The 4,811-nt window shown below is 59.6% G+C and carries 6 protein-coding genes; 3 read left to right on the top strand and 3 right to left on the bottom strand.

Annotated features, from left to right (window positions below; translation table 11 throughout):
• On the top strand, window positions 1-169 hold a 169-nt coding region (locus tag AC1D00_RS27005), incomplete at its 5' end, for an MmyB family transcriptional regulator (RefSeq protein ID WP_477012753.1).
• Here AC1D00_RS27005 and AC1D00_RS27000 read toward each other — a convergent pair.
• From AC1D00_RS27000 to AC1D00_RS26990, 3 genes are all read right to left on the bottom strand, one after another.
• Entirely contained in the window at window positions 166-1,026 is an 861-nt protein-coding gene (locus tag AC1D00_RS27000) for a DMT family transporter (protein ID WP_477012752.1), read from the bottom strand. The genes AC1D00_RS27005 and AC1D00_RS27000 overlap by 4 nt on opposite strands.
• A gap of 74 nt (window positions 1,027-1,100) precedes the next feature.
• Complete coding sequence (locus AC1D00_RS26995) at window positions 1,101-1,697, bottom strand: TetR/AcrR family transcriptional regulator (RefSeq protein ID WP_477012751.1); 597 nt, start codon at window positions 1,695-1,697, stop codon at window positions 1,101-1,103.
• Window positions 1,698-1,940: 243 nt separating this feature from the next.
• On the bottom strand, window positions 1,941-2,240 hold the full coding sequence (locus AC1D00_RS26990; protein ID WP_025575610.1) for a hypothetical protein: 300 nt from the start codon (window positions 2,238-2,240) through the stop codon (window positions 1,941-1,943).
• 570 nt (window positions 2,241-2,810) lie between these two features.
• Between AC1D00_RS26990 and AC1D00_RS26985 the strand changes: the two genes are divergently transcribed.
• Both AC1D00_RS26985 and AC1D00_RS26980 read left to right on the top strand, forming a co-directional pair.
• The gene (locus AC1D00_RS26985; RefSeq protein WP_477012750.1) at window positions 2,811-3,554 is read left to right on the top strand and encodes a hypothetical protein; all 744 of its coding nucleotides are present in this window, start codon (window positions 2,811-2,813) and stop codon (window positions 3,552-3,554) included.
• A 171-nt stretch (window positions 3,555-3,725) separates the two neighbouring features.
• Window positions 3,726-4,319 (top strand): DUF6647 family protein, encoded by a 594-nt coding sequence (locus AC1D00_RS26980; RefSeq protein ID WP_477012749.1) that lies wholly within the window; start codon window positions 3,726-3,728, stop codon window positions 4,317-4,319.
• Window positions 4,320-4,811: the final 492 nt, after the last annotated feature.

Below are 4,811 nucleotides of genomic sequence, written 5' to 3'. Positions count from 1 at the left end.
CCGCAGCACCGCCTCGGGCCTCAAGACGATGTCTCATCCAACTCTGGGCGTGCTGCATTTCGAGCACACCAGTTTTCAGGCCAACGATGATCCCGCGCTGAAGCTCGTGATCTACACGCCGGTCAGGGGCGGCGGCTCAGGAGGCCGTGCGTTGGCTTCCGGGAGTTAGGTTGCTCGAACGCTCGGTCTGATCTGTGTCAGGGCGACGCCGGAGATCGCGAGCAGCCCACCGACGATCAACTTCGGGGTTATGCGGTCGCCAAGGAACAACACGCTCGAAAGCAACGCGAACACCGGAAGTAGCAGGCCGAAGGGGGCGACGCGGCCCATGGAGCAACGCGCGATCAGCCAGAACCAGAGGCCAAACCCGACAATTCCTCCGATGAAGATGGTGTAGGCGAGGGCCAGCCAGCCGCGTTCATCCGCCGTGACAAGGCTCGCCAGTTGCCCATATTCGAGGAGCAGCGACATCACCATGACCTGCGGCACCGTGAACAGCGACGACCATCCCATCAACATCAGGGGATCGAAAGGGCCGTAGCGTTTCGTCAAGACGTTGGACACCGCGAAGGCGAAGGCTGCCCCGACCACGAGCAGCAGCGGCAGCGCGTTTGCCGACAAGCCGGGCCCCGCTGCCAGCACGACCACGCCGACGAATGCAAGCGCCACACCGGCGGACGTGGTGGCAGACGGTCTCTCCGCGAGCAACGGCCAGGCGAGCAGGACGGTGAAGGGCGTGGCGAGCTGATACGCGATCGCCGACAGGCTTCCCGAGCCGAGCCCGAGGCCAACATAGAAGAGCCCGAAATTCAGTCCGCCAAGGAAAATCGAAATGGCTGCGACCGGGCCGATCTGGTGGCGCGCGGGCCGCTTGACGAACGGAACGAGCAGCAGCGCGATGGCCAGGAAGCGCAGCGCGAGGAAGAAGAGAGGCGGAAACTCCGTCACGCCCACTTTGATGGCCACGAACTGGTAACCCCAGAGCAGGGGAACGACGACCGCGCAGACGATCTGGATGGCAGACATGGCATCCTTCCTTTCAAGACCGGTCGGTCCAAATATTGGCGCGCGACAACGGCGGAAGGCGCGGCATGGGTTGTTCACCTGATGAAGCGGTCGAGCAGCGCGTCGGCGGTGGCTTGCGACGTCATCCGTGCCGGTTCCGTCTTGCCGACCACGCGCAGCCCCTCGACGAAACAGACGAGAATTCGGGCGGCACTTGAAGGCTCGACACCGTCGGCCAGCTTGCCCGCCGCCCCCGCACGCGAAAGTGCATCGGCCAGCCTGGCCTCCATGGCCTTGAAAAAGCTCGCGACGCGCCGACCGACTTCGGCGTCCTGGCCGGCCAGTTCCATGGCAGTGGCCACGAGCAGGCATCCGCGCCGGCCACTGGCACCGCTCGTGCGGTCGACATAGCCGGCAAGGAAGGTCCGCAGGCCGTCGACCGGCTCCCTGCGGGGGGCGAGCTCGATATCCATCCGGGTCAGAGCATCGGCAATGTAGTGATCGAGCGCACGCAGGAACAGCGAGTGCTTGTCACCGAAAGCAGCGTAAAGGCTTCCACGCGAAAGCTTCGTCGCACGAAGAAGGTCGGGGAGCGCCGTGCCGTGATAGCCGCGCGACCAGAACACATCCATCGCGCGCTCGACAGCGGCTTCCACGTCGAAACTGCGGGGGCGACCGCGGGGCAACTGCATTGGGGCTTGGCGGCTCATTGCCAATATATAGACCGATTGGTCTTTAAATCGCAAGCACGTTGAATCCGGATGCCTCTTGGCCGGTGAAATTGAACGCTGGAAAGGGGCGGATTGAACCCGCCTTGACCCGCTAAGCCGCCGCTTACGGTGCGTGGCCGGAAGCGCTGTGACCGGATCGGGAAGGCCACCGGCATATGTCGAGTGGCCTTCGCGCTTAATGTGGTTTGCGGGGCGGCGCCCCGACTAGAGATCGATGCTAACGGCGATGTTACGGCCCTGTAGTTCGGCAATCTTCATTCCGTCAGCCTGCACCTGCGCAAACTCCGGGTCCTTTGACACGGCCTCCTGCACCTTGCCGTAAACTTCCCAGCTGGAGTAGCGCGTCGTAACCAGCAACTCTCCTGCCCAGGGACCGGTGTGGAAACGGGAGAGCCGAAGAAATTCGGCACCGTGTTTTTCAAAGATTTTCTTCGCCTGCCTGATGATCTGGACCATTTCCTCGGACTTGTCGGTTTTGAAGCGAGTAAATTGGACGATCGGCATGGGATACCTCCATAGTTGTGTAAAATGTCCATGAGGCATGTATCGAGCAACGTTCGAGGAGCGAACCTCCTGTTCAAGCTCGATGAAGGTTCGTCTTCAGCGGCGCGATCCCGGTTCAGTCTTCGCAAGCGGAAGCAACTCTGCCGTTTCTCGGCGGATGGCGGCGCACCGTCACTGGCAAGCAAGTATTCGCGCGGAGTGGTGTTCGCGGCGAACCTGAGATTTGCTGAACCCACGTAGCGCATTTCGAGTGCCAGAGTGGTTGTTCGAACGTCGCGATCGTGGTGAAGCGCGCTATGCACGCTGGTGGGCGGAGTTGCTGATTGTACCGAGGGACTCGTGGTGCTACGTTTCAGCACGTCATTCCGTTTTCGGTTTGATGCGACGAGCGATCGGGCTTACGGACCGCCGCTCGTTCATTTGAAATTGGAATACTTGAGCCAATAGTGCCCCGCCTCCGGCTCCCCTTTTGAGCTCGGTCGGACGATGTTTTTCATTGGCCCCCGTTCTTCCCATTGACTCGGAGGCGGGTTCTTTTCAGTTGAATTTTGCAACAAGTCGATATTCGACATGTGCATTCTGACAAGCCAAGCGGATCGCGCCGCACCACATCACCATCTGAACGCGAGGTGGGGCAGCCATTGCTTGATGGTTGCATTGCTCTGTGCCGCTTCCTTGTTTCAGGTCACGCCCAAGGCGTGGGGACAATGCTCGGCGCGCGACGTCTTACAGAATCAACTGAAGCTCGGCAAAGTTCGCGCAGTTGATTTGCCGCAAAAACTCATCGGGTCCGCCCGCGATGTGCCGACATGGAAGACGATTGCCGTCGGTACCTTTGGCAACTCCGTTGCGTTGCGCGATGCATTGGATTCCGTCGGTTGCAGTATCGGCGGGCTGGCCGCGGAAGTTCTCGCTCGACCGGCCTTCACTGTCAGTTCCAACAAGATGGACGTAGAGCTTGTGGCGGTATCCGCGGTCGAGCTTGGCTTTAAAGCCGATAGCGTGCCTCTGGCCGTCATTTACGCGCGAGCCCGGCAACTCGGCTTTGAACTTGCGGCAGCGGAGGTCGGTCCGCAATTGCGCCTTCAATATCTTGATCAGCCCATGGGCGAATTCCTCATCGTGGGAATGCAGCCAATCAAGACGTGGAGCGGAGAGCCGGTGGTTCTCAATGTGGCAAATGGCGGAGCCGGATTGATCCTGATCGGCCAGGACGGCAGCGATGACGCGGAAATACCGGCGACCTCCCGTCTTCTCTTCGTGCGGCCGCCTGACCTCAGCGGCGGAATCGCGGCCGCTCTCCTGCCGCCATGAAGACGAACAACCGAGTTTCGAGCAGGCGAGCGCTGACAGCGGCGTTGTGAGTTCTTTGGGTGTGAATGGGTTCACAACGACGTCGCCAGGCGAATGCTATGTTCCAGCTGTTTAACTGCCGACTGATTTTTTGAAGAGTTTCTTTTTCGAACAGCCTCTGAGGAGAGGATCATGTTCAAGCAATTCCTCTTGGTCGCGGCGATAGTCTCCCTAACGTTAGCCACATCCACGAAAGCCCATCGCGAATATGCTTTGGAGCGCATCGCGTCCGCCGAGTCGCGTTCGGTTTCGTTGCATTCTGATACAGCTCAACTTACGGAAGCCCTGTTGGATGACATTGTGACTTGGCTCTCATCGAATTTCGACCTGCCTGCCATCAAACAGCGTCCCGTCGTTGAATTTGCATCGAAGATGGAGCTTGCGAGGTTGCGTGCGAGGGACCGTACTTCTTCGCAAGGCTTCATGGAAAGCGATGGGCAACTAGCTCGGCGCGAGGTTGTCGCACTTTACGACAACGAGACGAGAACGATCCTGCTTCCTGATGATTGGGGCGGCACTTCGCCGACCGACCAATCGGTCCTGGTACACGAAATGGTCCATCACCTTCAGAATGTTGGAAAGCTCAAATTTGATTGCCCTCAGGCGCGAGAGAAGTTGGCCTACCTGGCTCAGGATAAATGGTTAGAGCGGTTCGGACTTAGCTTGGAGAATGAGTTCGACGTCGACATGTTCACAGTGCTGATTTCATCAGCATGCATGTATTGATTGTGACCGGTCGATCCCAGTCGCTGTCGAACGATTGCCTTTCCAAAGGAGCGCAAAGCTGAGATCGTCTCGTACGTACCAACAAGATCTTCAGCGGATTTGATTGATGGCTAGACTCTTGGCGGTCCTCGCAATTGCATTGGCGATCCTGGCGATGGCTCGGGGGCAGCAAAATCAGTTTGCATCGCTGCCAACAGGACTCGTGCCAGCGGTGCTTGTTCCCTGAGTTCTCCTAAGGTGACGGGTTCATCCATTCAGCCGGTGGCGCACAGGTCCGCTCGTGGCCCAAAGCGTATTTCCGAGGTGGCGCAGGCGAAGTCAGCAACGGCCCCAGAGTGAAGCTACGTTATCCCACGGGCCTTCGAATGGTGCTCCTGCGCTTACGGCGACGGCACGGCCGAGGGTGGTGCGGTGACGTTCGGCAGCGGAATGGCTGGCCCAGGGCTCGCCGGCCAGGGACCTTTCGGCTTGGCCGCTACCGACGAGCACGCC

The organism is Bradyrhizobium sp. P2_E8 (assembly GCF_056403875.1).
Note: the sequence above shows the minus strand (reverse complement) of the source record. Positions and strands in the feature narration are given on the sequence as shown.